The sequence below is a fragment of the Pseudarthrobacter sp. S9 genome (assembly GCF_050156545.1).
In the GTDB taxonomy this organism is placed as follows: domain Bacteria; phylum Actinomycetota; class Actinomycetes; order Actinomycetales; family Micrococcaceae; genus Arthrobacter.
In genome coordinates, this window is sequence record NZ_CP189576.1 from 782,489 (window position 1) to 806,725 (window position 24,237).

At 67.4% G+C, this 24,237-nt stretch carries 23 protein-coding genes and 1 tRNA gene; 11 read left to right on the forward strand and 13 right to left on the reverse strand.

Annotated features, from left to right (window positions below; all coding sequences use genetic code 11):
• Positions 1-24: 24 nt before the first annotated feature.
• The gene (locus ACQCSY_RS03655) at positions 25-786 is read right to left on the reverse strand and encodes an isoprenyl transferase (RefSeq protein WP_427135659.1); all 762 of its coding nucleotides are present in this window, start codon (positions 784-786) and stop codon (positions 25-27) included.
• A gap of 153 nt (positions 787-939) precedes the next feature.
• Between ACQCSY_RS03655 and trhA the strand changes: the two genes are divergently transcribed.
• A complete protein-coding gene (gene trhA, locus ACQCSY_RS03660) occupies positions 940-1,662 on the forward strand; it encodes a PAQR family membrane homeostasis protein TrhA (RefSeq protein ID WP_427133272.1) in 723 nt (240 codons plus the stop codon).
• Positions 1,663-1,766: 104 nt separating this feature from the next.
• On the opposite strand, the gene ACQCSY_RS03665 is transcribed toward trhA, so the two are convergent.
• The 4 genes from ACQCSY_RS03665 to mca form a co-directional block, all read right to left on the reverse strand.
• Positions 1,767-2,138, reverse strand: a complete 372-nt coding sequence (locus ACQCSY_RS03665; RefSeq protein WP_427133274.1) for an HAD-IA family hydrolase — start codon at positions 2,136-2,138, stop codon at positions 1,767-1,769.
• Positions 2,135-4,345 carry a thioredoxin domain-containing protein gene (locus tag ACQCSY_RS03670; RefSeq protein ID WP_427133276.1) on the reverse strand — a complete coding sequence of 737 codons (2,211 nt, stop codon included), beginning with the start codon at positions 4,343-4,345 and terminating at the stop codon, positions 2,135-2,137. The genes ACQCSY_RS03665 and ACQCSY_RS03670 overlap by 4 nt, the downstream gene beginning before the upstream one ends.
• Positions 4,323-4,652 (reverse strand): hypothetical protein, encoded by a 330-nt coding sequence (locus ACQCSY_RS03675; protein WP_427133277.1) that lies wholly within the window; start codon positions 4,650-4,652, stop codon positions 4,323-4,325. The genes ACQCSY_RS03670 and ACQCSY_RS03675 overlap by 23 nt, the downstream gene beginning before the upstream one ends.
• A 99-nt stretch (positions 4,653-4,751) precedes the next feature.
• Positions 4,752-5,657 (reverse strand): mycothiol conjugate amidase Mca, encoded by a 906-nt coding sequence (mca, locus tag ACQCSY_RS03680; RefSeq protein ID WP_427133279.1) that lies wholly within the window; start codon positions 5,655-5,657, stop codon positions 4,752-4,754.
• A gap of 105 nt (positions 5,658-5,762) precedes the next feature.
• On the opposite strand from mca, the gene ACQCSY_RS03685 reads away from it, so the two are divergent.
• Together ACQCSY_RS03685 and greA are read left to right on the forward strand one after the other, a co-directional pair.
• Positions 5,763-6,215 (forward strand): DUF4307 domain-containing protein, encoded by a 453-nt coding sequence (locus ACQCSY_RS03685; protein WP_427133281.1) that lies wholly within the window; start codon positions 5,763-5,765, stop codon positions 6,213-6,215.
• Positions 6,216-6,416: 201 nt separating this feature from the next.
• Positions 6,417-6,911 (forward strand): transcription elongation factor GreA, encoded by a 495-nt coding sequence (gene greA / locus ACQCSY_RS03690; RefSeq protein WP_427133283.1) that lies wholly within the window; start codon positions 6,417-6,419, stop codon positions 6,909-6,911.
• A 99-nt stretch (positions 6,912-7,010) separates the two neighbouring features.
• Here the strand turns inward: greA and ACQCSY_RS03695 are convergent, their stop codons facing one another.
• From ACQCSY_RS03695 to ACQCSY_RS03710, 4 genes are all read right to left on the reverse strand, one after another.
• The gene (locus ACQCSY_RS03695) at positions 7,011-7,637 is read right to left on the reverse strand and encodes a rhomboid family intramembrane serine protease (RefSeq protein ID WP_427133285.1); all 627 of its coding nucleotides are present in this window, start codon (positions 7,635-7,637) and stop codon (positions 7,011-7,013) included.
• Positions 7,638-7,642: 5 nt separating this feature from the next.
• The gene (gene ilvA, locus ACQCSY_RS03700; protein ID WP_427133287.1) at positions 7,643-8,881 is read right to left on the reverse strand and encodes a threonine ammonia-lyase; all 1,239 of its coding nucleotides are present in this window, start codon (positions 8,879-8,881) and stop codon (positions 7,643-7,645) included.
• Positions 8,882-8,901: 20 nt separating this feature from the next.
• Positions 8,902-10,209 carry an AI-2E family transporter gene (locus tag ACQCSY_RS03705; protein ID WP_427133289.1) on the reverse strand — a complete coding sequence of 436 codons (1,308 nt, stop codon included), beginning with the start codon at positions 10,207-10,209 and terminating at the stop codon, positions 8,902-8,904.
• Positions 10,210-10,271: 62 nt separating this feature from the next.
• Positions 10,272-11,258, reverse strand: a complete 987-nt coding sequence (locus ACQCSY_RS03710) for an aldose 1-epimerase family protein (RefSeq protein WP_427133291.1) — start codon at positions 11,256-11,258, stop codon at positions 10,272-10,274.
• Between the two features lie 76 nt (positions 11,259-11,334).
• Between ACQCSY_RS03710 and galK the strand changes: the two genes are divergently transcribed.
• Positions 11,335-12,495: a galactokinase gene (galK, locus tag ACQCSY_RS03715; RefSeq protein ID WP_427133293.1), complete on the forward strand. Its 1,161-nt coding sequence runs from the start codon at positions 11,335-11,337 to the stop codon at positions 12,493-12,495.
• Positions 12,496-12,515: 20 nt separating this feature from the next.
• Positions 12,516-13,754, forward strand: coding sequence for an acetyl-CoA C-acetyltransferase (locus ACQCSY_RS03720; RefSeq protein WP_427133295.1), 1,239 nt, complete (start codon positions 12,516-12,518; stop codon positions 13,752-13,754).
• Positions 13,755-13,795: 41 nt separating this feature from the next.
• On the opposite strand, the gene ACQCSY_RS03725 is transcribed toward ACQCSY_RS03720, so the two are convergent.
• A complete protein-coding gene (locus tag ACQCSY_RS03725; RefSeq protein WP_427133297.1) occupies positions 13,796-14,737 on the reverse strand; it encodes a Bax inhibitor-1/YccA family membrane protein in 942 nt (313 codons plus the stop codon).
• A 133-nt stretch (positions 14,738-14,870) separates the two neighbouring features.
• Positions 14,871-15,437 (reverse strand): hypothetical protein, encoded by a 567-nt coding sequence (locus ACQCSY_RS03730; protein ID WP_427133299.1) that lies wholly within the window; start codon positions 15,435-15,437, stop codon positions 14,871-14,873.
• An 849-nt stretch (positions 15,438-16,286) separates the two neighbouring features.
• Here ACQCSY_RS03730 and ACQCSY_RS03735 point away from each other — a divergent pair.
• Genes ACQCSY_RS03735 through ACQCSY_RS03750 form a run of 4 tightly spaced genes read left to right on the forward strand, consistent with a single transcriptional unit; the run spans position 16,287 to position 20,415 of the window.
• The gene (locus ACQCSY_RS03735; RefSeq protein WP_427133301.1) at positions 16,287-17,570 is read left to right on the forward strand and encodes a branched-chain amino acid ABC transporter permease; all 1,284 of its coding nucleotides are present in this window, start codon (positions 16,287-16,289) and stop codon (positions 17,568-17,570) included.
• 9 nt (positions 17,571-17,579) lie between these two features.
• Positions 17,580-18,548 carry a branched-chain amino acid ABC transporter permease gene (locus tag ACQCSY_RS03740; RefSeq protein ID WP_427133303.1) on the forward strand — a complete coding sequence of 323 codons (969 nt, stop codon included), beginning with the start codon at positions 17,580-17,582 and terminating at the stop codon, positions 18,546-18,548.
• On the forward strand, positions 18,545-19,645 hold the full coding sequence (locus ACQCSY_RS03745) for an ABC transporter ATP-binding protein (protein ID WP_427133305.1): 1,101 nt from the start codon (positions 18,545-18,547) through the stop codon (positions 19,643-19,645). Before ACQCSY_RS03740 ends, ACQCSY_RS03745 begins: the two co-directional genes overlap by 4 nt.
• Entirely contained in the window at positions 19,642-20,415 is a 774-nt protein-coding gene (locus ACQCSY_RS03750) for an ABC transporter ATP-binding protein (RefSeq protein ID WP_427133307.1), read from the forward strand. Before ACQCSY_RS03745 ends, ACQCSY_RS03750 begins: the two co-directional genes overlap by 4 nt.
• 355 nt (positions 20,416-20,770) lie before the next feature.
• On the opposite strand, the gene ACQCSY_RS03755 is transcribed toward ACQCSY_RS03750, so the two are convergent.
• Positions 20,771-22,120: an ABC transporter substrate-binding protein gene (locus tag ACQCSY_RS03755; RefSeq protein ID WP_427133309.1), complete on the reverse strand. Its 1,350-nt coding sequence runs from the start codon at positions 22,118-22,120 to the stop codon at positions 20,771-20,773.
• A 324-nt stretch (positions 22,121-22,444) separates the two neighbouring features.
• Between ACQCSY_RS03755 and ACQCSY_RS03760 the strand changes: the two genes are divergently transcribed.
• Complete coding sequence (locus ACQCSY_RS03760) at positions 22,445-23,053, forward strand: hypothetical protein (protein WP_427133311.1); 609 nt, start codon at positions 22,445-22,447, stop codon at positions 23,051-23,053.
• A gap of 150 nt (positions 23,054-23,203) precedes the next feature.
• Complete coding sequence (locus ACQCSY_RS03765) at positions 23,204-23,941, forward strand: YcnI family protein (protein ID WP_427133312.1); 738 nt, start codon at positions 23,204-23,206, stop codon at positions 23,939-23,941.
• A 220-nt stretch (positions 23,942-24,161) separates the two neighbouring features.
• On the opposite strand, the gene ACQCSY_RS03770 is transcribed toward ACQCSY_RS03765, so the two are convergent.
• A tRNA-Leu gene (locus tag ACQCSY_RS03770) sits at positions 24,162-24,235 on the reverse strand.
• Positions 24,236-24,237 lie beyond the last annotated feature (2 nt).

Sequence of the window (24,237 nt, forward strand, 5' to 3'; positions counted from 1 at the left end):
TCGTGTGAACTCGGCGTGAACGGCTCAGGAGCCGAAGCGCCGCTGCCTGCCGGCGTAGTCCCGGAGGGCGCGGAGGAAGTCCACTTTACGGAATGCGGGCCAGAGGGCTTCGCAGAAGTAGAACTCGCTGTACGCGCTTTGCCACATGAGGAACCCGGACAGCCGCTGTTCCCCCGAAGTGCGGATTACAAGGTCCGGATCGGGCTGGCCCCGGGTGTAGAGGAACCGCGAGATGTCGTCCACGGTGAGCTCATCGGCCAGTTTCCCGATGTCCGCGCCCCGGGCGACGGCGTCGTGCAGCAGTTCCCGGACGGCGTCGACGATCTCCCGCCGTCCGCCGTAGCCGACGGCGACATTGACGTGGAGCTTCTCGCGCGCGGGGGTGCGGGCCGTGAGCTTGTTGAGGCGCTCGGCGAGATAGTCCGGCAGCAGCTCCGGTGCCCCCATGGCGTGCACCGAAATGTCGGCGTCGTCATCCAGCCGGTCCAGGGTGTTGGCAATGATCCCCATGAGCAGGTCGAGCTCCTCGCCCGAGCGGTTCATGTTGTCCGTGGAGAGCATGTACAGGGTGACGACCTTGACGCCGAGTTCCTGGCACCAGCCGAGGAATTCATGGATCTTGTCGGCGCCGGCCTGATGCCCCTGGCTCGTGGGTGCGTTGAACTGGCGGGCCCAGCGCCGGTTGCCGTCCACCATGACGCCGATGTGCCGGGGGATGCGTTCGGGGTCAAGCGAACGCTGGATCTTGCGCTCGTAGAAGCCATAGAGGAACCCGGGCATTTCCATCCGGAGATTCACCTGGCTTCCTTGAGGTACGACTGCAGTGCAGATCCTAGGCTACCTGCCGGAGGGCGGAGCCTCGTGCACGGTTGTCACGATTCTAGTGTCGACCATTGTTACTCTCCGGTAACTTACTGATGCGTAGGTTACTATGGCGGAATGCAAAGCAACAGTCCTGAGCCCGGGCCGGAGCGGCATACGGCCCCTGGCAACGGGCCGGTCGACGACGCCGCTGTCCGGATTGCCGAACTCCTGATGATCAAGCCCAGGTGGCGCGGCTGGATCCACACGGTGACGGCGCCGCTGGCGTTCGCCGCCGGCCTCGCCCTGGTGATCCTGGCCCCGACGCCGGAGAAGAAAATCACCTCCGCCATCTATGCACTGACCGGGGTACTGCTCTTCGGAGTGAGCGCCTTCTACCACCGCGGGAACTGGTCGCCGCGCGTGAAGATCGTGCTGAAGCGGCTGGACCATACGAACATCATGCTGGTCATCGCCGGCAGCTACACGCCCCTGGCCTGGTCGCTGCTGGAGCGGCCCAAGGCCGCACTGCTGCTGTGGGTCATCTGGTCCGGAGCCATCCTCGGCGTGCTCTTCCGGGTGCTCTGGACCCACGCGCCGCGCTGGCTCTACGTGCCGATCTACATCGCCCTGGGCAGCGGCGCGCTCTTCTACCTGCCGGACTTCTTCGCCGCCAGCGTGCCGGCCGCCGTGCTGATCTGCGTCGGCGGCGCGCTGTACATCGCCGGCGCCGTCTTCTACGCCCTGAAGAAACCGAACTTCAGCTACGAGCACTTCGGCTTCCACGAGCTGTTCCACGCCTTCACGGTCTTTGCCTTCGCCGCGCACTTCATCGCGATTGCCTTCGCCGTCCTGAGCTGAGCCGGCGCGCCGTCAGGCCGGGCGGCCCGGCGCGATGAGCTCCGGCAGGTCCCGCATGTCATGGAACACCGTGGTGCCGGGGCCAGCCAGCCGCTCCGTCGGGGTCACCCGCCGGCATAGGCGAAGACCTGTATCCCCGCGGCACGTGCCGCCTGAACGCCGTAGGCACTGTCCTCGACGGCGCACCGCTCCGGTCGGGTGCCGAGCCGGCCGGCGGCATACAGGAAGAGATCCGGGGCGGGTTTGCCCTGGGCCACCTCCGTGGCGCTGAAGATCCGGCCCTCGAAGCGGTGCAGCAGGCCTCGGACTTGCCCACGAAGCGCTCCACGATCTCCTCCGGCTGCAGCTCCCAGCCGAGATCGGCCAGCCACCCGCTGGTCGATCTTGACGGCGATCACCTCTGAATCCACCAGGACTCCGTCGCAGTCGAAGACAACGAGCTCAAACGGGGTCCGCGGCAGGCTGGGGAACGTCATTGAGTCATGCCAGCCAAGCGCTCCCGCAGCATCGCAACGGAACCAACAGGGAGCTCGCAGACCATGCCGCGGCAGAGGAAGACCTGCGGCGAGCCGTCCGGGGCAGCCGCGCGGCCCCGGAGCAGTGGCACGGCGGGAGGTGCGGCGCGTGGTGCGGCTCCGGAGCCGGGTGCCGTGTCCTGAACCGCAATCACGAGGCCGGGGCTGGCCGAGAGCAGCAGCTCCCGGTGAAGTGCCGCCCGCTCCGGTGTGTCAGGGCCGGCGACGGCGGCTTCCACCGGGCCGGCGAGTGCGGCCTGCGCGGTCGCGAGCAGCCAGCCGGCCGCCCGCGGTGCCCGCACCGCCAGCGGGGGCAGCACGGAGAAGATGTTGCCGGCCAGGGCCCGGTGCTCGCCGGAGCCGGACAGGGCCGAGTAGCCCAGCAGCGCCCCGGCGAAGGCGGCGGCGCCGCTGGGTGTGGCGTTGTCGAAGGGGTCCAGGGCGGCACGCCGGCCCTGGGCGTTGAACACCTGCCCGGCATCCCCGGCTGTATCCGCCAGCGTGCCGTGGGCCGCGAACCGGGCGCGGGCGGCCTCCAGCACGGCCTCGGCCAGCCCGTACCAGCGTGTGTGCCCGGAGACGGCGTAGAGCGAGAGCAGTCCGTCCGCGCAAAAGGCGTAGTCCTCCAGCAGGCCGCCAATCCCCCGGGCGGTCCCGGCATGGGATACGCGCACCAGCTTGCCGGGTTCCCCGCCGGAGCCCGCCCGCCAGTGCACACGCTCCAGGTACGTTGCGATGCGTTCGGCGGCGGCCAGCAGCCCGGGCCGGTCCAGCACGGCGGCCGCCTCGGCGAGCGCCGCGACGGCCAGCCCGTTCCAGCCGGCCACAACCTTGTCATCCCGGGCCGGCTGCGGCCGCCGGGAGCGCGCCTCGAGGAGCAGCGGCCGCACCCGCCGCCACAGGGCTGCTTCCGCACCGTCGAGCGCCCGGCCCGGGTGCAGCGGGGAGCCGTCGGCGGAGACGGTGCCGCGGGTATGCACATTCATGAGGCGTGCCACGGCGGCGCCGTCCGCAGGCCCCAGCAGTGCCGCGAGCTCCGACGGGCTCCACAGGTAGCTGGCTCCCTCGGAGTTCACGCCGTCCACCACGGTGTCGGCGTCCAGGGACGAGGCCAGGGCATCGGCGCCGGCAGTCGGGTCCGCCGGCAGTCCCAGCGAGGCCAGCAGCCAGTCGGCAGTGCGTCCGGCGACTTCTGACGCCTCCTCCGCCGGGTACTCCGCCGAGCCGCCGAGCCGGACCCAGTGGACGTAGAGGCGCAGCAGCTGGGCGTTGTCGTAGAGCATTTTCTCGAAGTGCGGAACGGACCAGTCCCGGGTCACCGAATAGCGGGCGAAGCCGCCGTCGAGCTGGTCGAACAGCGCCGAGCGGGACATCGCCGCGAGCGTGCGCCCCGCCATGTCCCGGGCCACCGCCGAGGTGGCAGAGCCACGGGTTTCTGCAGGCATGGCGGCGTGCCGGATCAGGAATTCCAGCACCGCCGACGGCGGGAACTTCGGCGCGGTGCCAAAGCCGCCGTCGGCCTGGTCTTCGGAGCTGGCCAGCGCGCCCACGGCCTCCGCGAGCAGTGCCGCGTCAAGGGGTTCCGGTGCTCCGTCCAGCCGCACCGCGACGGCGGACTGGGACGCGGCGATGCCGCGGGCCAGCGTCGAGGCATTCTCTTCGACGGCGCTCCGCCGGTCCACCCAGGCGTCGCGTACGGCCTCGAGGACCTGGCGGAAGGAAGGCCGGCCCGGCATGGGCCTCGGCGGGAAATAGGTGCCGGCGTGGAAGGCCCGGCCGTCGGGCAGGAGGAAGACGGACATCGGCCAGCCGCCCTCGCCACTGATCGCCTGGGTCGCGGCCATGTACACGGCGTCGACGTCGGGGCGCTCTTCCCGGTCCACTTTGACGGCGACAAAGTTTGCGTTCAGGTAGTCCGCGGTGTCCTGGTCCTCAAACGATTCGTGGGCCATGACGTGGCACCAGTGGCAGGCCGCGTAGCCGATCGAGAGGAACACCGGGACGTCGCGGGCAGCGGCGGCGGCGAAGGCTTCGTCCCCGAACGGGCGCCAGTGGACCGGGTTGCCGGCGTGCTGCCGCAGGTAGGCAGAGGGTTCTCCGCCCAGGGCGTTGGAGGCCCCGGGGAAGTCGTCGGAGGAACCGCGCTCAGCGGTTTCCGGGTCCCGCATCGCCGTTCACTTCCGGCCGGGAACCGCCATCGGCCCGGCGCACGGTTCCGTCGGCCTCCGGACCGGCGCCGCCAATCACGGATTCCTCAGCAGTTGCCCGCTCTTCCTCCACCTGCGCCCGGTACCGGACCCGGCGGATTCGCCGCACCATGTCCACGATCAACAGCGCAGTCAGCACCACGATGAAGGCGGTCAGCAGGAAGCCCAGCAGGCCCGGAGTGACCTGGTCCTCGGACAATCCTGGACGCAGCGATGGCGTGGGGGTCGGCGCCGGGGCTGTTGCCAGAGCGATGAGCAAGGAATGCACGGTGGGAACCTTCTGTGGGAACTGATGTCCGCCCCGGCTGCGGGGCTTCTTCTACGGGCTTCTTTGCTTTCTACACGGGATAGAAAAGCCCTCTCACGTCTATCTTAGCCCGGCAAAGAGGTCCCTTTCGGGCAGTTCCGTGGGGATCCGGGACTGGATCAGGGAGTAGTCTTCCCACGGCCAGATCCTGCGCTGCATTGCCGCGGACACCGCGAAGAAGAAACCTTCCGGATCCACCTGGGTCCGGTGCGACCGCAGCGCGTCGTCGCGGGCCTCAAAGAAGTCCCCGCACTCGATCTGGGTGGTGGTGGGGTGCGTCGGCGCCGGCAGGGTATGCCCCTCCGCGTCCGCCTCGAGCCAGGCTGCCAGGCGCTCGGCATACGGTGACTGCAGGCCGGCTTCCTCCAGCGCGAAGTGGAGCGCGCGGAAGCGGTCAGGGCTGAAGGCGCGGTCGTAGTAGAGCTTGCTGGGCTGCCAGGGCTCGCCGGTGCCCGGGTATCGGGCGGGATCGCCCGCAGCCTCGAAGGCCTCGACCGCCACCCGGTGCGCCATGATGTGGTCCGGGTGCGGATAACCGCCGTTCTCGTCGTAGCTCAGGATAACCTGGGGCTTGAAGTCGCGGACAAGCCTGACCAGGGGGGCGGCGGCCCGTTCCAGCGGCTGCAAGGCGAAGCAGCCGGCCGGCAGCGGTGGCCGGGGATCTCCTTCCGGCAGGCCCGAATCCACGAATCCCAGCCAGCGCTGGCGGACGCCGAGCACCTCTGCTGCCCGGTTCATTTCCAGCCGGCGGGAACCGGCCATGTCCCGCTTGGGGTGCGGCTGCCCTTCCATCGCCGGGTTCTGGATGTCTCCGCGGGAGCCGTCGGTGCACGTGGCCACCAGGACGTCAACACCCGCGGCGACATACATGGCCATCGTGGCGGCACCCTTGCTGGATTCGTCGTCGGGATGCGCATGGACAGCCAGCAGTCGAAGCGGCACTGACGGGCTGGGGGACGCTGTCATCGTGGGACGGCTCCTCTTCTGCTGTTCTGCGGATGTTCTGCGGGTGTGAACGGGCGGACCGGCGGCGCGGATAATTCCCGGTCCGATCCACACTAAACTGGACTGGTGACTTCCGAGGATCAGCCTGCCGCGCCGGCACCTACCAGCCTAGCCAATCGTTACGGCGGCCAAAAGCGTGCGTTGACCGGCAAAGCCAAACGCAACGTCCTGCTGGCCGCCCTGGCCGTCGGCATCGCGCTCATGGCCTGGATCTCGACCTCGTCAGCCACTGCCAGCGTCAGCTTCAAGGACATCGGCTACAGCACCCCGGACGCCACGCAGACGGAAGTCGATTTCCAGGTCACCAAAGACCCGGCAGCGGACGCCAAATGCGCGGTCAAGGCAATGGATGCCAAGTTCGCGGTGGTCGGCTGGAAAGTGGTGGATATCGGGCCCAACGCGGCCGACGCCGGCGGGGACGGCGGACGCACCACCGTCCACCGCGCAGTGCTCCACACGGAGTCCCAGGCCGTTTCCGGCGTCGTGGACAACTGCTGGATTCCGGACGCCGCCAAGTAGCCCGCCGGACCGGCCGACATGCAAGGCCGAAACTGGGGCCAACACGTAACACGGTGTGATCCACGCCGCAGGGTTCTTTGGTTTATCCACAGGATTGACTACAATGGATCAATACCTTTCCCCGCTGAGCTGGTTACTGCATCATAAAAGTGGCCACCGTGGCGGGTTCTTTGTTTGTATGACCACCAAAAGGAGAAGTCCGTGTCTACCACCAACAGCGCAACTGCAGCTTGGCTCACCCAGGAAGCTTTTGACCGCCTGAAGGCAGAGCTGGACCACCTTTCCGGCCCCGGCCGGGCGGAAATCGTCCAGAAGATCGAAGCCGCGCGCCAGGAGGGCGACCTCAAGGAGAACGGCGGCTACCACGCTGCCAAGGAGGAGCAGGGCAAGATCGAGGCCCGCATCCGCCAGCTCACGGCGCTGCTCCGGGACGCCCACGTGGGCGAGTCCCCGGCGGACGACGGCATCGTGGAGCCGGGCATGCTCGTGGTGGCCAAAATTGCAGGCGACGAAGAGACGTTCCTGCTCGGATCCCGTGAAATCGCCGGAGATTCGGACCTTGATGTCTTCAGCGAAAAGTCGCCCCTCGGCGCGGCCATCGTTGGCCACAAGGAGGGCGATGCCCTCAGCTACACCGCCCCCAACGGCAAGGTCATCGCGGTCGAGATCATCTCCGCCAAGCCCTACGTCGGCTGACACCAGGACTCAAGCACGAAGCACGGCCGACGACGCCGGCCCTCCCCTGAGCGGGAGGGCCGGCGTCGTTGTTGGCTGCGTCGTTGTTCGTGCCGCCCCTTACCGTGCCGCGGGCCGCGTCCTCGCCCGCCGGGTGCTGAGCAGCAGCGCCGCCAGGACGCCGCCGATCGCCCCGCCGAGATGCGCCTGCCAGGACACGAAGCTTGCCACCGTGGGCAGGATGCCAAAGAGGATGCCGCCGTAGGCCATGAACAGCACCACGGACAGCAGGATCTGCCACCAGTTGCGGTTGAAGAAGCCGCGGACCAGCAGGAAGGCGAAGAGCCCGAAGACCAGCCCGGACGCGCCCACGGTGATGTTGAAGCCGCCGATCAGCCAGACCACGGCCCCGGATCCCAGCCAGCTTGAGGCCAGGGCGGTCACGAACACCCGCAGCCCGGACAGGAACACCAGGAACCCGAAGATCATCAGCGGGAGCGTATTGGAGATCAGGTGGGCCAGGTTGGCGTGCAGCAGCGGGAACGTCAGGATGTCCAGGATCCCGTCCAGGCGGCGCGGACGCAGGCCGAACACGCCGTTCAGGGAATGGAGCATGAGGGTGTTGACGATCTCGATCAGGTAGAGCAGCACCACGAACGAGCCCACCACCAGCAGGCCCCTGCGGGCGCGGGCCGCCGTGGTTTCCCTGGCGCCCGGCCGTTCGCCCGGCGACGCGTCCAGCACCATGGGTGCTAGTGCACCACGATCGGCTGGAAGCCCTCGGCCCGCAGCGCCGCGAGGACCTGCTCGCAGTGCTCGTGGCCCTTGGTTTCCAGGTTGACCGTGATGGAGACGTCGCCCATGCTGATGGAGCCGCCCACCCGTGTGTGGTCCAGGCCGGTGACGTTGGCGTCGTTTTCGGCGATGATGCGGGCGATCGTGGCCAGCGAGCCCGGGCGGTCATCGAGCATCATGCGCACGGTCATGTAGCGTCCCGCGGCGGAGAGGCCGCGCTGGATGACTTTGAGCATCAGCATGGGATCGATATTGCCGCCGGAGAGGACCACCGCAACGGTTCCCGGGTTCTCGATCTTGCCTTCCATCAGGGCAGCGACGCCGACGGCTCCGGCGGGTTCAACCACCATCTTGGCGCGTTCCAGCAGGAAGATCAGCGCTCGGGCGAGGGCGTCCTCGCTGACGGTGACCACGTCGTCGACGAGTTCGCGGATGATGCTGAAGGGCAGCTGTCCCGGCCGGCCCACGGCGATGCCGTCGGCCATGGTGGAGACGCGCTTGAGCGGGACCAGGGCATCCGCGGCGAGCGAGGGCGGGTAGGCGGCCGCATTTTCGGCCTGAACGCCGATGATGCGGATCTCGCGGCCGAGTTCCTTCGCCCGGGCCTTGACGGCCACCGCGACGCCGGCCAGCAGCCCGCCGCCGCCGACGCCCATCAGGATGGTGTCGACGTCGGGGACCTGTTCCAGGATTTCCAGTCCGACGGTGCCCTGGCCGGCCACGACGTCCACGTCGTCGAAGGGGTGGACAAAGACCGCGCCGGTTTCATCGGCGTAGCGCTTCGCCTCGGCGAGCGCCTCGTCGACGTTGTGCCCGTGCAGCACCACCTCGGCGCCGTGGCTGCGGGTGGCAGCAAGCTTGGGCAGTGCAACGCCCAGCGGCATGTAGATGCGCGCCTTGATGCCCAGGCTCTTCGCCGCCACGGCCACGCCCTGGGCGTGGTTTCCGGCCGAGGCCGCAACGACGCCGCGCCTCTTTTCGGCGTCGGAGAGCTTGGCCATGCGCACATAGGCGCCGCGGACCTTGAAGGAGCCGGCGCGCTGCAGGTTTTCGCATTTGAGGAAGACCTCGCCGCCCACCATGCCGCCGAGGGCCCGCGAGGACTCGACGGGCGTATGCGTAATAATCCCGTCGAGCAGCTTCTGCGCCTCCAGGACATCGTCCAGCGTGACGGGCAGGCTCTCAAGGTTATTCACGAACTGTTCTCCTTCGGGGATCAGGCTCCGGTGCCCCGTCCGGCATCGCTGCCCGGGACACCACTTTTGGGTGCGGCGCCCTTGCGGCCGGGGGTTTCGCCCGGCAGGTGGACGTCCTTGAAGGTGGCGTCAGCGCCGGGATCGGGTGCAAGGGTGCCCTGGTGTCCCGCGTTCGCCAGCACCTCATCATGTTCCCACGTTCTGCCGGCAATGTAGCGAATCGACGAGTTTGCTACGGCGAGGAGCGGAACCGAGAAGAGGGCGCCGGGGATGCCCGCAAGGTAAGAGCCCGCCGCGACGGACAGGATGACGGCCACAGGGTGCAGGGCGACGGCCCTGCCCATGACGAGCGGCTGCAGGATGTGGCTTTCCAGCTGCTGGACCGCCAGCACGATTGCCAGCATGATCAGCGCGTTGACCGGTCCGTTGGCCACGAGCGCCAGGAGCACAGCGATCGCGCCGGTCACCAGTGCGCCCACGACGGGGATGAAGGAACCGATGAAGACGAGGACGCCCAGCGGCAGGGCGAGCGGGACACCGATGATCGCGGCGCCGACGCCGATTCCGACGGCGTCCACGAACGCCACGAACATCTGGATGCGGGCGTAGCTGACCATCGAGGTCCACCCGCGGCGTCCGGCGCCGTCGGCCGCCAGACGTGCCTTCCGGGGCAGGAGCCGCACGAGGAAAGCCCAGATCCTGTCGCCTTCGAGCAGGAAGAAGATCAGCACGAACAGCGCCAGGACCAACCCGGCGGCGAAGTGGCCGGCGGTGCTTCCGAAGGTCAGTGCCCCGCTGAGGATGCTGCTGCTGTTGTTCTGCAGGGCGGCGGTGCCGTCCTCGATGTACTTGTCGATCTGGGCGGCCGTGAGGTGCAGCGGGCCCTCGGACAACCAGTCCTGGACCTGCTGGACGCCGGCGAGCGCCTGGGACCAGAGCTCGCCGAAGCCGGAGGCCAGCTGCCGGCCGACGAGCGCCAGCGCGCCCGCAATCACGCCGATGAAGCCAAGGACGGTAACGGCGACGGCGAGCCCGTTGGGCAGCCGGCGCCTCCGCATCCACCGCACCACGGGGCTGAGGAGCCCTGCCAGCAGGGCAGCTACCATGACCGGGATGATGAGGAAGCTGACCCTGCCGAGCAGCCAGATCAGCGCTCCGCCCACCACCAGGATGAGCCCGATCCGCCAGGCCCAGGACGCCGCGATGCGCACGCCGTAGGGAATTTCCTCGTCGAGCTCACTGTCCGTCCGGCCGCTGGCCGGGCCGGGGACACTGGGACGGGCGGCGGGGGGACGGGCGGCGGGTGTGGCGTCCTCAACTGGCGTCATAGCCCCATGATTCCCCAGCGGCGGCCCAATGGGAAACCGGCCCGCCCCGGTTAGGGGACCACTTAGCGGGCCGGGCCGGCCAGGAAAGCGCTGATGCCCCAGTTCATGGCGAACTGCTCCCCAGGCGCCAGCCAGCGGAGGCCGTCGCCGCTGTTGAACGCGTTGGCCGGCCCGGTCATGGGCTCGATCGCCACTGCCTTCGCCCGGCCCGGGAAGTTCGTCGTCACGAAGACGTGGACGTAGCCGCAGCTCTCGTCCTGCCAGAGGCTGACGGTCCGCCCGTCCGCGGACCGCAGCGTGTGGCGGGCCACGCCGCCGTCGAAGTCCAGGTCCGTGTAGGCGCAGTCGATGTCCAGCCCGGCCACCGGCCGGCCGCCGCACAGATCGAAGTCGCCGCTGACCGCTTCGGTGCCCCGCGGGATGAGCCGCCCGTCCGTTACGAGCCGGGTGCGGGCGCCGACTGTCACCGTGAGCTCTTCACTGGGCACGTCCCCCAGCCGCAGGTAGGGATGGGACCCGAGCACGAACGGCGCGGGATCCTGGGAGTCGTTGATCAGGGTCTGCCGCACCGCCAGCCCTAGGTCCTCCGCCAGTTCGTAGCGGACCCGGTGCCGCAGCAGGAAGGGATAGCCATGCTGGGGAAAGACGGCCGCTTCCAGGGTGACCGAGAATTCTGCTTCATCCACGAGTACGTAGGAGGAATTCCGCAGCAGCCCGTGGCTGGCGTTGTTGCGTGAGACTTCGGTGATGTCCAGCTGCTGTTTCTTGCCGTTGAGGTACCAGACGCCGTCCTCCACCCGGTTTGCCCACGGCGCCAGCGTGATCCCGGTGGCACCGGGAGGGATCTCCGCATCGCCATAGCTTTCGGTCAGCTGGGTGCCGCCGCGGCTGTACCGGCGCAGGCCGGCGGCGAGCTCGGTCACGACGGCAAGGGCATCACCGCGCCGCAGTTCGTACTGCCGGCCCGACGCGTACCGCCGCATGTTGCCGTCGGGGCCGGGACCGGGGTCGGGGCCGGGGTCGGGAGAGGGGGAAGCCGTGAGATCCATGGTGACCACCGTACCGACCAGCCCGGCAAGCCGTATAGCTTGGACCCATGACTTGCAGCAGCACAGGCGCACGGCCATGACCCGCCCTCTGGACGCCAAGGAACTTGCGGCCAGGTTTGAGGGCGTCTTCGGCGCCGCTCCCGACGGCGTCTGGCAGGCGCCCGGCCGGGTCAACCTGATCGGGGAGCACACGGATTACAACGAAGGCTTCGTCCTGCCGTTCGCCATCGACAGGACTGCCCGCGTGGCCGTCCGTGTCCGGCCCGATTCGGCCATCCGGATGCTGTCCACCTTCGGAAACCAGGGACTGACGACGGCGGACGCGCGGTCCCTGGACCGTGCAACGGCCAGGGGCTGGACCAAGTATCCCCTCGGCGTCATCTGGGCGCTGCAGCAGCGGGGCCTCAATATCCCCGGCCTGGACCTGCTCCTGGACTCCGATGTGCCCCGGGGCGCCGGCTTGTCCTCCTCCCATGCCATTGAGTGCGCGGTGATTTCGGCGCTGAACGAGCTCACGGCCGCCAGCCTCGGCGCCGAGGACATGGTCCTGGCCACGCAGCGGGCCGAGAACGACTTCGTCGGCGCCCCCACCGGCATCATGGACCAGTCCGCCTCGCTGCGGGCCACGGCGGGCCACGCCGTCTTCCTCGACTGCCGGGACCAGAGTGTCCGCCTGGTGCCGTTCGACGCCGACAGCGCCGGGCTGGTGCTGCTGGTGATCGACACCAGGGTGTCTCATTCCCATGCCGACGGCGGCTACGCTGCGCGGCGGGAATCCTGCGAGCTCGGCGCCGAAGTGCTGGGCGTGAGGGCCCTTCGCGACGTCGGGCTGGAGGACCTCGAGGAGGCCAGCGGGCTCCTGGACGCGGAGACGTTCCGCCGGGTCCGTCACGTCGTCACCGAGAACGACCGTGTGCTGCAGGCGGTGGAACTCCTCGACACCGCCGGACCGGGCGCCATCGGCCCACTGCTCGACGCCTCCCATGCCTCGATGCGGGACGATTTCGAGATCTCCTGCGCCGAACTGGACCTCGCGGTGGAAGCCGCCCGTACCGCCGGCGCCATCGGCGCCCGCATGACCGGGGGCGGCTTCGGCGGCTCCGCGATCGCCCTGACCCCGGCGGGATCGGCGCAGCGGGTCCGCACCGCCGTCGAACGCGCCTTCGCAGAGGCGGGGTACGCAGCGCCGGGCATCTTCAGCGTGCGTCCCGCAGCGGGAGCCAGACGGCTGGCATAGGCGGAGCGTAGGCTGGTCGCATGCCAGAAGCCGTCATAGTTTCCACCGCCAGAAGTCCCATCGGGCGCGCCTTCAAGGGCTCGCTGAAAGATGAGCGGCCGGACGACGTCGCCGCCGCCATGGTCACGGCGGCGCTCGCCAAGATCCCGGCCTTCGACGCCCAAGGCATCACGGGCCGGGGCCTCGATGACCTCTACCTGGGCTGTGCCGAGCCAAGCGGTGAGGCCGGCTCCAACATGGCCCGGGTGGTCACCATCCTGGCCGGGCTGGACAACGTTCCTGCCGCCACGATCAACCGCTTCTGCGCCTCCAGCCTGCAGACCCTCCGGATGGCGTTCCACGCGATCAAGGCCGGCGAAGGGCAGGCATTCGTTGCCGCCGGCGTGGAAGCCGTGTCCCGCTACCGGGACTGGGCCGGCGCCGGGGAGACCGACGCCAGCACGCACAATCCTCTCTTCGACGGCGCCAGGAAGCGCACCGAAGCCCGGACAGCCTCCAATGTGCCCTGGACCGATCCGCGGCTGGGCGGACGGATGCCGGACATCTACATCTCGATGGGCCAGACGGCGGAGAATGTCGCCACGAGCTATGGCATCAGCCGGGCCGAGCAGGATGCCTGGGCCGTGCTGAGCCAGAACCGCACCGAAGCGGCGATCGCCTCCGGGTTTTATGCCCGCGAGATCACGCCGTACATCCGCAAGGACGGCACCGTCATCGACAGGGACGATTCACCGCGGGCCGGCGTGACGCTCGAGGCGGTCAGCAGCCTGCAGCCGGTGTTCCGCCGCGAAGGCACCGTGACGGCCGGGAATGCCTGCCCGCTCAATGACGGGGCGGCCGCCGTCGTCGTCATGAGTGACGTGCGGGCACGCGAACTGGGGCTCGAGCCGCTCGCGCGGATCGTGTCCACCGGCGTCAGCGCCCTGTCCCCCGAGCTGATGGGGATGGGCCCGGTCGAGGCGACCCGCCGGGCGCTCAAGCTCGCCGGGCTGACCATCTCTGACATCGACCTCGTGGAACTCAATGAGGCGTTCGCAGTCCAGGTGGTTGCGAGCGCGCGGGAGCTTGGCATCGACCAGGAGAAGCTCAACGTCCACGGCGGCGCGATCGCCCTGGGGCACCCCTTCGGCATGACCGGCGCCCGTATGAGCACCACCTTGCTGAACGGGCTCCGGGAGCGGGATGCGGGCTTCGGCCTGGCCACGCTGTGCGTCGGCGGCGGCCAGGGTATGGCCGTCATCCTCGAGCGGCTCAGCTGAGGGCCCCGCCATTGGCGGAGCCCTCTTCTCGGGACTGCGTGTCAGTCGTCGCCGCGGAGAATCGCCAGCAGGCGGATGATCTCAACGTAGAGCCACACCAGTGTGACCGTGAGGCCGAAGGCCGCGGTCCAGGAGAAACGCTGCGGGGCGCCGCTGCGGACACCTGCCTCGATGCTGGTGAAGTCCATGATCAGGGAGAACGCGGCCAGGCCGATCGCCAGCAGGCCGATGAAGACGCCCAGCGGAATACCGAAGATCTCCATGCTAGTGCGCAGGCCGAACGGGGAGTTGACGGCACCGGTCCACATCATGACCATGTTGATGAGCGCGAACACGGCGTAGCCGATCATGGCGATCATGAAGAAACGCATGGCCTTGGGCGTGGCCCGGACCTTGCCGCTCTTGAAGAGGACAAGGGTTACGGCGAAGACGGACAGGGTGCCGATGACGGCCTGCAGGCCGACTCCCGGGTACAGTCCGTCCAGGACGCGGGTCAGCCCGCCAAGGAAGAGGCCTTCGAGCCCGGCGTACGCCAGGATCAGCGCCGGTGAGGGCTGCTTCTTGAAGGTGTTGACCAGGGCGAGGACGAAGCCGCCCAGCGCGCCGACGAGCATGAGCATCATGGCTAGGCCCTGCGCCACGACGAGCGTGACGGCGGCGCCGGCAATCAGCACGCCCAGGCAGGCGGCGGTCTTGACGATGACGTCGTCAAACGTCATGCGGCCGGTGTCAGCAGGACCGGCGGCGGGCCGGTTGTACATCTGCTGAAGCTGCTCCTGGGTCATCCCCCGCTGAGCAGCGCCCCAGCCGCCCTGGGCGTCCATGATCTGCCCGGGAGCCCGGCCCGGAGCCTGGCCGAACGGGCCCTGACCGTAGGTGTTCTGGCCGTACCCCTGGCCGTACGGGGCCTGCGGGGCAGGCGGTGCCTGGGTGGCTCCACGGAAGTTCTTTCCGTTGAAGATCGGGTTTCCGCCAAGTGCCATTGCGGGTGTCCTCCAAATAAAGGGGGTGGGTGATGAAAGGGGATAGCGCTCAATATACTCACGCTACCAATTCCCGCGGCCCGCGGCGACGGATGGTTCCCGCGGCCAACCGGCCGCAACCCAACCGTGATCTTCAGGCAGGCGGTCGGGCAGGCCCGACGCCGCTGTTCCCTGCCATCACTGTCGACCGCCCGTCATCACTGAAATCAGTCAGCTGCTTCGGGGGGTCAGCGCTCGCCGGGAGGTCGCCGGGAACCGGGGCTGGAGTCCCGGAGTTGCTGTTGATGATGACGTCGTCGACGTAGACGTCGCCCATTTGCTGATCATGTTCGGACCCGAGCTGCACCGTATCGGCCGTGACCGCGCTGACGTTGACCGTGTTGCTCGCATAGACGGACCGCGTGTCCCACCAGATTTGAACCCTGGTCTCGGAGCCGTTGGGGACGACGTGCATCACCAGGCGGTGCCAGGTGTTGTTCGGAATGTTCGGCTTCAGGGTGGTGTAGACAAACCCTGCAGGTGACGCCGTCCGGAGCACCAGCTCATGGGAGATGTTCTGCCGAAAGACATCCAGGATGCGGACGCCGCCGGAAAAGAAGCGGAAATAGGGAACGTTGTTGCCTGCCGGGCCCTCCGAGGCGATATTGAACCAGCCGTCCGCAAACGCTTCCGTCATGCCGGCCGTCAGGCCAACTGTCATTTTGGCGATGGAGCCGGGTGCAATGGTTGTGTGCAGGAGGGCCGCGCAGTTGGCCGACCGTGACAACCCAGCGGATACCGAGGCCTCCCCTGTCCCCGACGTGGAGACTTTGAACCCTGCCAGCGTGCCCGATTCGAAACTGGAGCCCGCCACGGTCGTCCCGGGATAGGGATCGACCGGCGGCACTGTTCCGGTCCGACAGGCTTGCTCGCCGGCGGTCGCCGGACCGAAACTAAGCGCCGGAACGCCCAGGATCGCCAGTGCAAGCGAGCCAGCGAGGCACAGCTTGAACAACCGGTTCATCGGTCGGCCCTCCAACATCGGCGTCGAGTCAACAAACCTCACGCCTGCCGCTAGTTCTCTTCCCGGACCACCACGGCCGAATGGTCACGACGCCGTCATGGTTTCGGGACTGCCACGCCGCGGCCTCAAGCAGACTGCTCCAGCTGTAGTGTTCGCTATCAGCACCATATCGCCAGGGATCTTGAGGAAACCTTGGGAAGGCGAGCCCTACGCTCGGGCTCACTGTTTAGGAATACTCGGAATCAACAAAAGTTTTCTTTAGCTCAGGTGAAACACGCCCTCTGCGCGGCTACACGGTTGTTACCCGATCGCGACGTTCTCCCTGCTCGCAGCGGCATTCTTTGCCCCGCCCGGGCTGTAATATGGGCCACACAGGGTGACGGACATCACAAGTTATACCGTTCTGCATCGCACCACCCCTCGTCCCCTGACCGTTCGCAGCGGTTGCAATGGCGCAACCCAGACCACCCCCATGTGGAGGTTTTCAATTTGAGAAGCACACCGAGAGGCCTGTCGCAGAGACGGCGCGGCAGACGGCTGAAAGCTGTGGGGGCCGTATTCGCCGCCGTGGCCGCGCTACTGCTCATCGTTGCCCCGGCATCCCAGGCCACGACTCCCTCGCCGACACCATCCCCGTCGGCCACCCAGTTCCAGAACAGCATCAGCGGCTTCCTGCGCGGCGACGACCGCGCTCCGATCGTCGGTGTGACCATCACTGCCGAGAGCGGCGACTTCACCGGAACCGCAAAATCGGCTGCCAACGGCGCATGGACCATCGGCGTCCCCACCCAGGGAACGTACGAGGTCAAGCTCGATGAATCCACGCTTCCGCAGGGCATCAAGCTCGCGGACGGCCAGGAAAACCCCCGCAAGGTCACCTTCAGCCAGACCTCCAACGTGTCGGTGATCTTCGCCTTCGGCAAAGGCATCGTGATCCAGCAGCAGGACTTCGGCCAGAACCTGCTCAACCGGCTCGTGGCCGGCCTGAGCTTCGGGCTGCTGCTCGCCCTCGCCTCCGTGGGGCTCTCGCTGATCTTCGGCACCACCGGCCTGACCAACTTCGCGCACGGCGAGATGGTCACCCTCGGCGCCGTCCTGGTCTTCGTGTTCAACGCCATACACCTCCCCTTCTGGCTGGCCATCATCCTGGCCCTGCTCGGCGGCGGACTGTTCGGCTACGTCCAAGACGCCGGCCTGTGGAAACCGCTGCGGCGGCGCGGCACGGGCCTGGTCCCCATGATGATCGTCAGCATCGGCCTGGCACTGGCCGTCCGCTACGTGATCCAGTTCTACTTCGGCGGCGCGACCCAGCAGCTGCCGTTCGCCCAGAGCTCGGAGATCCAGATCGGCCCGGTCTCCATCTCCCCCAATAACCTCTGGTCGCTTGTCATCAGCGCGGTCGTCATCGCCCTGATCGGCGTCGTCCTGCTCAAGACCCGGCTCGGCAAGGCCACCCGCGCGGTGGCCGACAACCCGGCCCTGGCTGCGGCCTCCGGCATCGACGTCGACTCCGTCATCCGGATCGTCTGGGTCACCGGCGGCATGCTGGCCTCCCTCGGCGGCATCCTCTGGGCCTACTACCGTCCCGGCGTCACCTTCGACATGGGTTCGCAGATCCTGCTGCTCATCTTCGCCGGCGTCACCCTGGGCGGCCTGGGCACGGTCTTCGGTGCCCTGATCGGATCCGTCATCGTCGGCATCTTCGTGGAGCTGACCACCGTGTTCGGCCTCGCTGCCGACCTCAAATATGTGGGAGCACTGTTCATCATGATTGTTGTCCTCTTGTTCCGGCCTCAGGGCATTCTGGGCCGTCGCGAGCGCGTGGGTTAGGAGACAGCCATGGACTTCGGATTCATTCTTTCAAGCGCTGCCGGCGAACTGTTCAGCCCGACGACGGCGGCCTACGCCCTCGCCGCCTTGGGCCTTGCAGTCCACTTCGGCTACTCGGGCCTGCTCAACTTCGGCCAGGCCGGTTTCATGGCGGTGGGAGCCTACGGCTTCGCCGTCTCCACACTGACCTTCAAGGTCCCGTTCTTCCTCGGCCTGCTCATCGCGATCATCTGTTCGGCGATCTTCGCCATGCTCCTGGGCATTCCGACCCTCCGGCTCCGGGCCGACTATCTCGCCATCGTCACGATCGCGGCGGCGGAAATTGTCCGCTACATCGTGACGACGAACCAGCTGACCTCCGTGACCGGTTCGGCCAACGGCCTCGCCGCGTTCGAGGGCGATTTCTACTCCATGAACCCGTTCCCTGCGGGTTCCTATCTGGGCATGAACAACAGGGACTTCTTCATCCGCGTCGTCGGATGGGGACTCGTGATCGTCTGCTGCGCCCTGGTGTGGCTGCTCATGCGCAGCCCCTGGGGCCGCGTCCTGAAGGGCATCCGCGAGGACGAGAACGCCGTCCGCTCGCTCGGCAAGAACGTGTACTCCTACAAGATGCAGGCCCTGATCATCGGCGGCGTCCTCGGCGCCCTGGCGGGCATGATCTTCACCCTCCCCCGCGGCGCGGTCCAGCCGGCGAACTACGGCACCGAGCTGACGTTCTTCCTCTACACGTGCCTGCTGCTGGGCGGCCTCGGCACGGTGCTGGGACCGGTCGTGGGCGCCATGATCTTCTGGGTCGTGCTGTCACTCACGCAAGGCATCCTGTACGGAATGATCGAATCCGGCGCTGTCACCTGGCTGAACACTGTCCAGGCCGGGCAGCTTCGTTACATCCTGGTGGGCGTCGCGCTGATGCTGCTGATGATCTTCAGGCCCCAGGGTGTCTTCGGCAACAAGAAGGAGCTGGCATTCGCATGAGCGAAAAAACAACAGATGAAAACCAGACCATCGATCAAAACATTGATTACATGACGGATACCCGCCCGATTGCCGCCGGCGAGACTGCTCCCGGCTGCAAGAAGCGCGATCCCATCGTGGTGGCGGAAGACGTCACCCGCAGCTTCGGCGGCATCAACGCCGTCGACGTCGAATACCTTGAGATACCCCGGCACAAGATTACGGCGTTGATCGGCCCGAACGGTGCCGGCAAGACCACCCTGTTCAACCTGCTCACGGGCTTCGATACGCCGAACTCGGGCAAGTGGCAGTTCGAGGGCAACAGCTTGGCCGGCGTCTCCTCGTACAAGGTTGCCCGCATGGGCATGGTGCGCACCTTCCAGCTCACCAAGGTGATGGGCAAGCTCACCGTGATGGAAAACATGCGGCTGGGCGCGTCCCAACAGCCGGGCGAGCGGCTGTCCAAGGCCCTGTTTAAGGGCATGTGGGGCGGGCGCGAGAAGGAAATCACGGCCCAGGCCGATGTGCTGCTGGAGAAGTTCAAGCTGGACGCCAAGAAGGACGACTACGCGGCGTCGCTGTCCGGCGGCCAGCGCAAGCTGCTGGAGATGGCCCGTTCCCTCATGGTCCGGCCCAAACTGGTGATGCTCGATGAGCCGATGGCCGGGGTCAACCCGGCGCTGACGCAGTCCCTGCTGGATCACATCAAGAACCTCAAGGCCGAGGGCATGACCGTGCTGTTCGTCGAGCACGACATGAACATGGTCCGCCACATCGCCGACTGGGTCGTGGTCATGGCCGAGGGCAAGATCGTCGCCGAGGGCCCGCCCGCTGAGGTCATGAGGAACCCGGCCGTGATCGACGCCTACCTGGGCGCCCACCACGACGTCGATCTTGGCGACTCGGAGGGCATCAAGGAACTCGCCGCCGAACTGGAAGCGGACGAGGAGTCGATTGTCGGCACCGAGAACGCCGGCCTCATCGCCGTCGACGTCCTTGCGCCTGAGATGCACGGGCAGGGCCCCGCGGCGACCAGCCTGGACACGCCGGGCAGCAACGGGATGCACGGCAAGCACACCCTCGACGAGCCGAGCCGCACAGAGAAGGACACAGAATGAGCGCCACCAGCGCGGCACCCGCCGCCACGCCCGTGCACGATGAGGATTCGGTCGTCAAGGTGACCGATCTGGTGGCCGGTTACCTTCCGGGCGTCAACATCCTCAACGGCTGCAGCATCGAAGCCCGCAAGGGCGAGCTCATCGGCATTATCGGCCCCAACGGCGCCGGCAAGTCCACGCTGCTGAAGGCGATGTTCGGCCTGGTCAAGGTCCACTCCGGCTCGGTTGTGGTCCGCGGCCAGGACATCACCGGGCTCAAGGCCAACAAGCTCGTCAGCAGGGGCGTGGGCTTTGTCCCGCAGAACAACAACGTGTTTGCCGCCTTGACTATCGAGGAAAACCTGCAGATGGGCATGTTCCAGCGGCCCAAGGACTTCTCCGAACGGTTCGACTTCGTCACCGGCCTGTTCCCCGATCTCGGCAAGCGGCGCGCCCAGCGGGCGGGTTCGCTCTCCGGCGGCGAACGCCAGATGGTGGCCATGGGCCGGGCCCTCATGATGGATCCGGCCGTGCTGCTGCTCGATGAGCCCTCCGCAGGCCTCTCCCCCGTCAGACAGGACGAGACCTTCCTGCGCGTTCATGAGATCAACAGGGCCGGCGTTTCCGTGATCATGGTGGAGCAGAACGCACGCCGCTGCCTGCAGATCTGTGACCGCGGCTATGTCCTCGACCAGGGAAAGGATGCCTACACGGGCACCGGCCGGGAGCTCATGAAGGACCCCAAGGTCATCCATCTGTATCTGGGCACTTTGGCTGACGAGGTCGGTTAGCCAGCACGTCCTGGGAGGGCCGTCACCAGCCGGTGGCGGCCCTTCTGCGTGCCCCGGGGGCTTTCCCGGCTCCGGACGCCTCCGCAGCCACTTGTACGGCGCCTGCGCTCGTTCCTCCCCGGCGGCTCCCTCCCCTCGCAAGCTCGGTCAGGGAACCCTGCCGCCGTGGGCCCATCGCAACAACGGCGCTTTCACAAGCGCCTGCCTCCGGCGCCCTCAGCGCTCTTCTCACCTCACGCACGACGACGGCGTCACGCACGGCACGCTCTTGGGCCGCCGGCGGCGGCACATCGGTGACCGCAAAAAGCCCCCGTCCGGCTGGACGGGGGCTTTCCGCAGGCTGGGAGGAAGCGGCTTACAGCTTGCCGAATTCTTCCTTGACGGCCTTGTAGGTGTTGTCATCCTGGAACTCGTAGATGCCGATGTAGGCTTCCGTCGGGTCACCGGCGTCGGAGAACGATACGGGGCCGGACTGGCCGTCGTAGTCGATATCCTTGCCATTGCGGAGCAGCGTGATGCAGGACGGGAAGGTGTTGCACTTCTCTCCACCCTCGGAAACGTCCTTGAGGTGTGCCGCAATATCAACACCCTTCGTGCTCTTGGCGGCCTCGGCTGCCAGCGCGATCAGGTTCGCTGCGTCGTAGGACTCGCCAGCGTAGCTGTAGTCCTTCAGGGCCGGATCAATCGCCAGGAGCTTCTTCTTGAAGTCGTCCTTGGCGAAGGTGCCGGGGATGGTTCCCTGGGCGCCCTTCAGGGTGCCTGGCTGGAAGTCCTTGCTGTAGTCGGACATGTTGCCGTCGACCATGAACAGCTGGGTAGGCTTGACGCCCTTGCCCGTCATGAGCGGAACAATGCTCTTGGCCTGGTCAAAGGTGATCAGGGCAATCGCATCCGGCTTGGCTGCGAGGACCTTGTCCACCTGGCTGCTGAACTGGGAATCGCCTTCGTTGAAGAGTTCCTCGGCAACAACCTTGCCGCCTGCTGCTTCAAAGGCGGACTTCACGTTCTTTGCAAGGCCCGTTCCGTAGGCGTCGTTCAAGACGATCATGCCAACGGTCTGGGCGCCACAGGTGGCCATGTAGTTGCCGAGGACTTTGCCCTGGAGGACATCCGAGGGTGCGGTGCGCCAGTAGAGGCCCTTGTCATCCCAGGCGGTGAAGTCCGGGGAGGTGTTGGCCGGCGAGAACTGGACCACACCGGCGCCCGTGATCTGGTTGATCACGGTCTTGGAGACGCCCGAGGAAGCGGCACCCACAATTGCGCTGACGCCCTGGCCAAGCAGGGCCGTGGTGGACTGGGTGGCGATGTCGGTCTTCGTGTCACCGGAGTCGCGGTGGATCACCTCGACCGGCTTTCCGAGCACGCCGCCGGCATCATTGATTTCCTTGATGCCAAGGTTGACACCCGCGATTTCGGGCGGGCCGAGGAACGCCAGCGACCCCGTGGTCGGCAGGAGCGAGCCAATCTTCAGCGGTGTTTCGGTGGTCGTTGCCGAAGCGGGCACAGAGCCGCCGGCGGTGGCCGCGGTGGTGCCGGCGCCGCTGGCGCTGGGAGCCGGGCATGCAATGCCGGCGGCCGCGGCTGAGCTGGAGCCCGTCGAACTCGGGGTGGACGAGCCACCACAAGCCGTAGCCAGAAGGGCGACGCCGAGGCTAAGCGCTGTCAGCTTAGCGATGCGGGGCGCCACCTGGGGGAGTGAAGTCATGTACAAGCTCCTCGATCTAAAGGTGCGAACGGCCTTTGACGCGAAAGATCAGGTGTTCCTGATTTCACTTCAAGCTAATGCAAATTCGGCGGGAACATAAGTGAGTACGGTCACATCCTTATAACACTCGTTGCATAGAGGAAATCTGCACGGTGCGGGCCGAGGGGCGGCGGGTGGTGCAGCTTGGACGAAACACCAGAAAGTCCCACCTGGATTCCACTAGACTGAGCGCGATTGCGGTGAGTTCATGCGGTGACTACATGAGGATTGCCGCGAAACTGGATGCAGGCCGGCAACACGACGAGCGGAAGGGCGGCGAATGGCATGAGTGCCCCGTTCCGTTTCCCTCGTGCCGTTGCCGTGACCGCCGCCATGTTCTCTCTGGCGGCCGGAGCCCACGTGCTGGCCGGCGGCGCCCTGCCCGGGCCGGCGATCACCGTCGGCCTCCTGGCGCTGGCGCTGGCGCCGGTCATGATCCTGACACAGGTGAAGCTCGCCGCGCCCTTGATGGCCGGGCTGCTTGCGGCCGGTCAGCTGGCCCTGCATCAGGCCTTCGAGGCGCTGTCTGTGTCCGGCGGATTCGTCCCCGCTTCCGGGGACCATCTCCACGTCACCGGATCGGCGGCCCATCCCACGGCCGCCATGACTTCGGCGGCGGCAATGATGCCCGAACCGGCGGCCGTACCGGGGGCCCTGATGCTGGCGCTGCACGCCGCCGCGACCCTGGCCACCGCCCTGGTCCTCGCCCGGGCCGAGGCAGCCCTATGGGCGCTGGCGGCCTGGCTGCGCCCGCTCATCCGCCTCTTGACCGCCGTCGTCGTCCATCCATGGCCCCAGTTGCCGGTGCCGGCCCGTATTGTCATTCCTTCCCGGTGGAGAAATCTCCGGCTGCCCGATCTGCGCGGACCGCCGCGCGCTCCTGCCGCTCCCTGAGCGGCACAGCCACACTGGCCGCCGCCCGGACCGGGTCCTGACCAGAACCAGGACAATCCGGGCCGGCAGGCCCGCCCCCCTCTCCCCCACTTCCGCGCGCCGCCGCACCAGCGGTCCGTCCGCGCGCCCCATTTTTTGGAAGGCATGTCCATGAAAACCTCAATCCGCCGCACCCTCAAAGCCCTCACCGCCGCCACGGCGACGGCGGGGATGATCGCACTGGGCGCCACCGCAGCCTCCGCCCACGTCCAGGTCAACCCTGACGACACCGGCGCCAACGGCTACTCCCACTTGACCTTCAACGTCCCGAACGAATCCCCGACCGCGAAGACCAGCAAATTCGAGGTCAAGCTGCCGGCCGACGCCCCTTTCACGTCCGTCTCGGTCAAGCCGGTCGAGGGCTGGAGTGCCCAGGTCATCACCAGCGACCTGCCCAAGCCGGTCACCATTTCGGGCGCGACCGTCACCAAGGCACCGAGCTCGGTGGTCTGGACCGCTGACGCGGCGCACCAGATCGGACAGAACGAATACCAGGCGTTCTCCCTCTCCGTGGGCAGGCTCCCGGCGGCCAGGACGACCGTAACGCTGCCGGCGACGCAGACCTACACCGACGGGACCGCGGTGATCTGGGACGAACACAGCGCCGAGGGCCAGCCCGAGCCCGAACATCCGGCCCCGTCCTTCACGATCACCGCCGAAGACGGAACGGCCGCCGCGGCATCTGCGTCTGCGTCACCGTTGGCCGCGGCAACGGCAACGCAGACGTCCCAGACTGCCGATAGCGGGGCCTCAGTCTGGGGCATCGTCCTGGGCGCCGCCGGATTCGTCCTCGGGGCGGCGGCGCTGGGCCTGGTCCTGGCCGGGCGCCGCAACCGGGCTGCGCAGTAAGTCACAATGCCGCCGGGGCCGAGCGGGGACAGTCTCCTCGGCACCGGCGGCCCCGCTAGTGAAAGGAACCCTCCATGAGAACGCCCCATCGCGATCATCCTGCTGATCGTCATTGCGGGGCTGGCCATTCTCGCCAAGCGTCAACTGGCCGGCAGTTCCCGAGCAGACCAGTAATCCGTCGACGGGCCTTGTCCGACCGTACGTGCTCTGGCGTCGTTTGTGCCCCAAGTGGGACTCGAACCCACAACACGCGGATTTTAAGTCCGCTGCCTCTGCCAATTGGGCTACTGGGGCGC

Excerpts from the sequence above, each read along its gene's own strand:
- ACQCSY_RS03695 (WP_427133285.1), bottom strand. The coding sequence starts at position 7,637 with ATGGTGCTGGACGCGTCGCCGGGCGAACGGCCGGGCGCCAGGGAAACC.
- ACQCSY_RS03710 (WP_427133291.1), bottom strand. The coding sequence starts at position 11,258 with ATGGATCTCACGGCTTCCCCCTCTCCCGACCCCGGCCCCGACCCCGGT.
- ACQCSY_RS03725 (WP_427133297.1), bottom strand. The coding sequence starts at position 14,737 with ATGGCACTTGGCGGAAACCCGATCTTCAACGGAAAGAACTTCCGTGGA.
- mca (WP_427133279.1), bottom strand. The coding sequence starts at position 5,657 with ATGACAGCGTCCCCCAGCCCGTCAGTGCCGCTTCGACTGCTGGCTGTC.
- ACQCSY_RS03665 (WP_427133274.1), bottom strand. The coding sequence starts at position 2,138 with ATGACGTTCCCCAGCCTGCCGCGGACCCCGTTTGAGCTCGTTGTCTTC.
- ACQCSY_RS03655 (WP_427135659.1), bottom strand. The coding sequence starts at position 786 with ATGGAAATGCCCGGGTTCCTCTATGGCTTCTACGAGCGCAAGATCCAG.
- trhA (WP_427133272.1), top strand. The coding sequence starts at position 940 with ATGCAAAGCAACAGTCCTGAGCCCGGGCCGGAGCGGCATACGGCCCCT.
- ACQCSY_RS03705 (WP_427133289.1), bottom strand. The coding sequence starts at position 10,209 with ATGACGCCAGTTGAGGACGCCACACCCGCCGCCCGTCCCCCCGCCGCC.
- ACQCSY_RS03720 (WP_427133295.1), top strand. The coding sequence starts at position 12,516 with ATGCCAGAAGCCGTCATAGTTTCCACCGCCAGAAGTCCCATCGGGCGC.
- ACQCSY_RS03740 (WP_427133303.1), top strand. The coding sequence starts at position 17,580 with ATGGACTTCGGATTCATTCTTTCAAGCGCTGCCGGCGAACTGTTCAGC.
- ACQCSY_RS03765 (WP_427133312.1), top strand. The coding sequence starts at position 23,204 with ATGAAAACCTCAATCCGCCGCACCCTCAAAGCCCTCACCGCCGCCACG.
- ACQCSY_RS03745 (WP_427133305.1), top strand. The coding sequence starts at position 18,545 with ATGAGCGAAAAAACAACAGATGAAAACCAGACCATCGATCAAAACATT.
- ACQCSY_RS03755 (WP_427133309.1), bottom strand. The coding sequence starts at position 22,120 with ATGACTTCACTCCCCCAGGTGGCGCCCCGCATCGCTAAGCTGACAGCG.
- galK (WP_427133293.1), top strand. The coding sequence starts at position 11,335 with ATGACCCGCCCTCTGGACGCCAAGGAACTTGCGGCCAGGTTTGAGGGC.
- ACQCSY_RS03730 (WP_427133299.1), bottom strand. The coding sequence starts at position 15,437 with ATGACAGTTGGCCTGACGGCCGGCATGACGGAAGCGTTTGCGGACGGC.
- ACQCSY_RS03670 (WP_427133276.1), bottom strand. The coding sequence starts at position 4,345 with ATGCGGGACCCGGAAACCGCTGAGCGCGGTTCCTCCGACGACTTCCCC.
- ACQCSY_RS03760 (WP_427133311.1), top strand. The coding sequence starts at position 22,445 with ATGAGTGCCCCGTTCCGTTTCCCTCGTGCCGTTGCCGTGACCGCCGCC.
- ACQCSY_RS03750 (WP_427133307.1), top strand. The coding sequence starts at position 19,642 with ATGAGCGCCACCAGCGCGGCACCCGCCGCCACGCCCGTGCACGATGAG.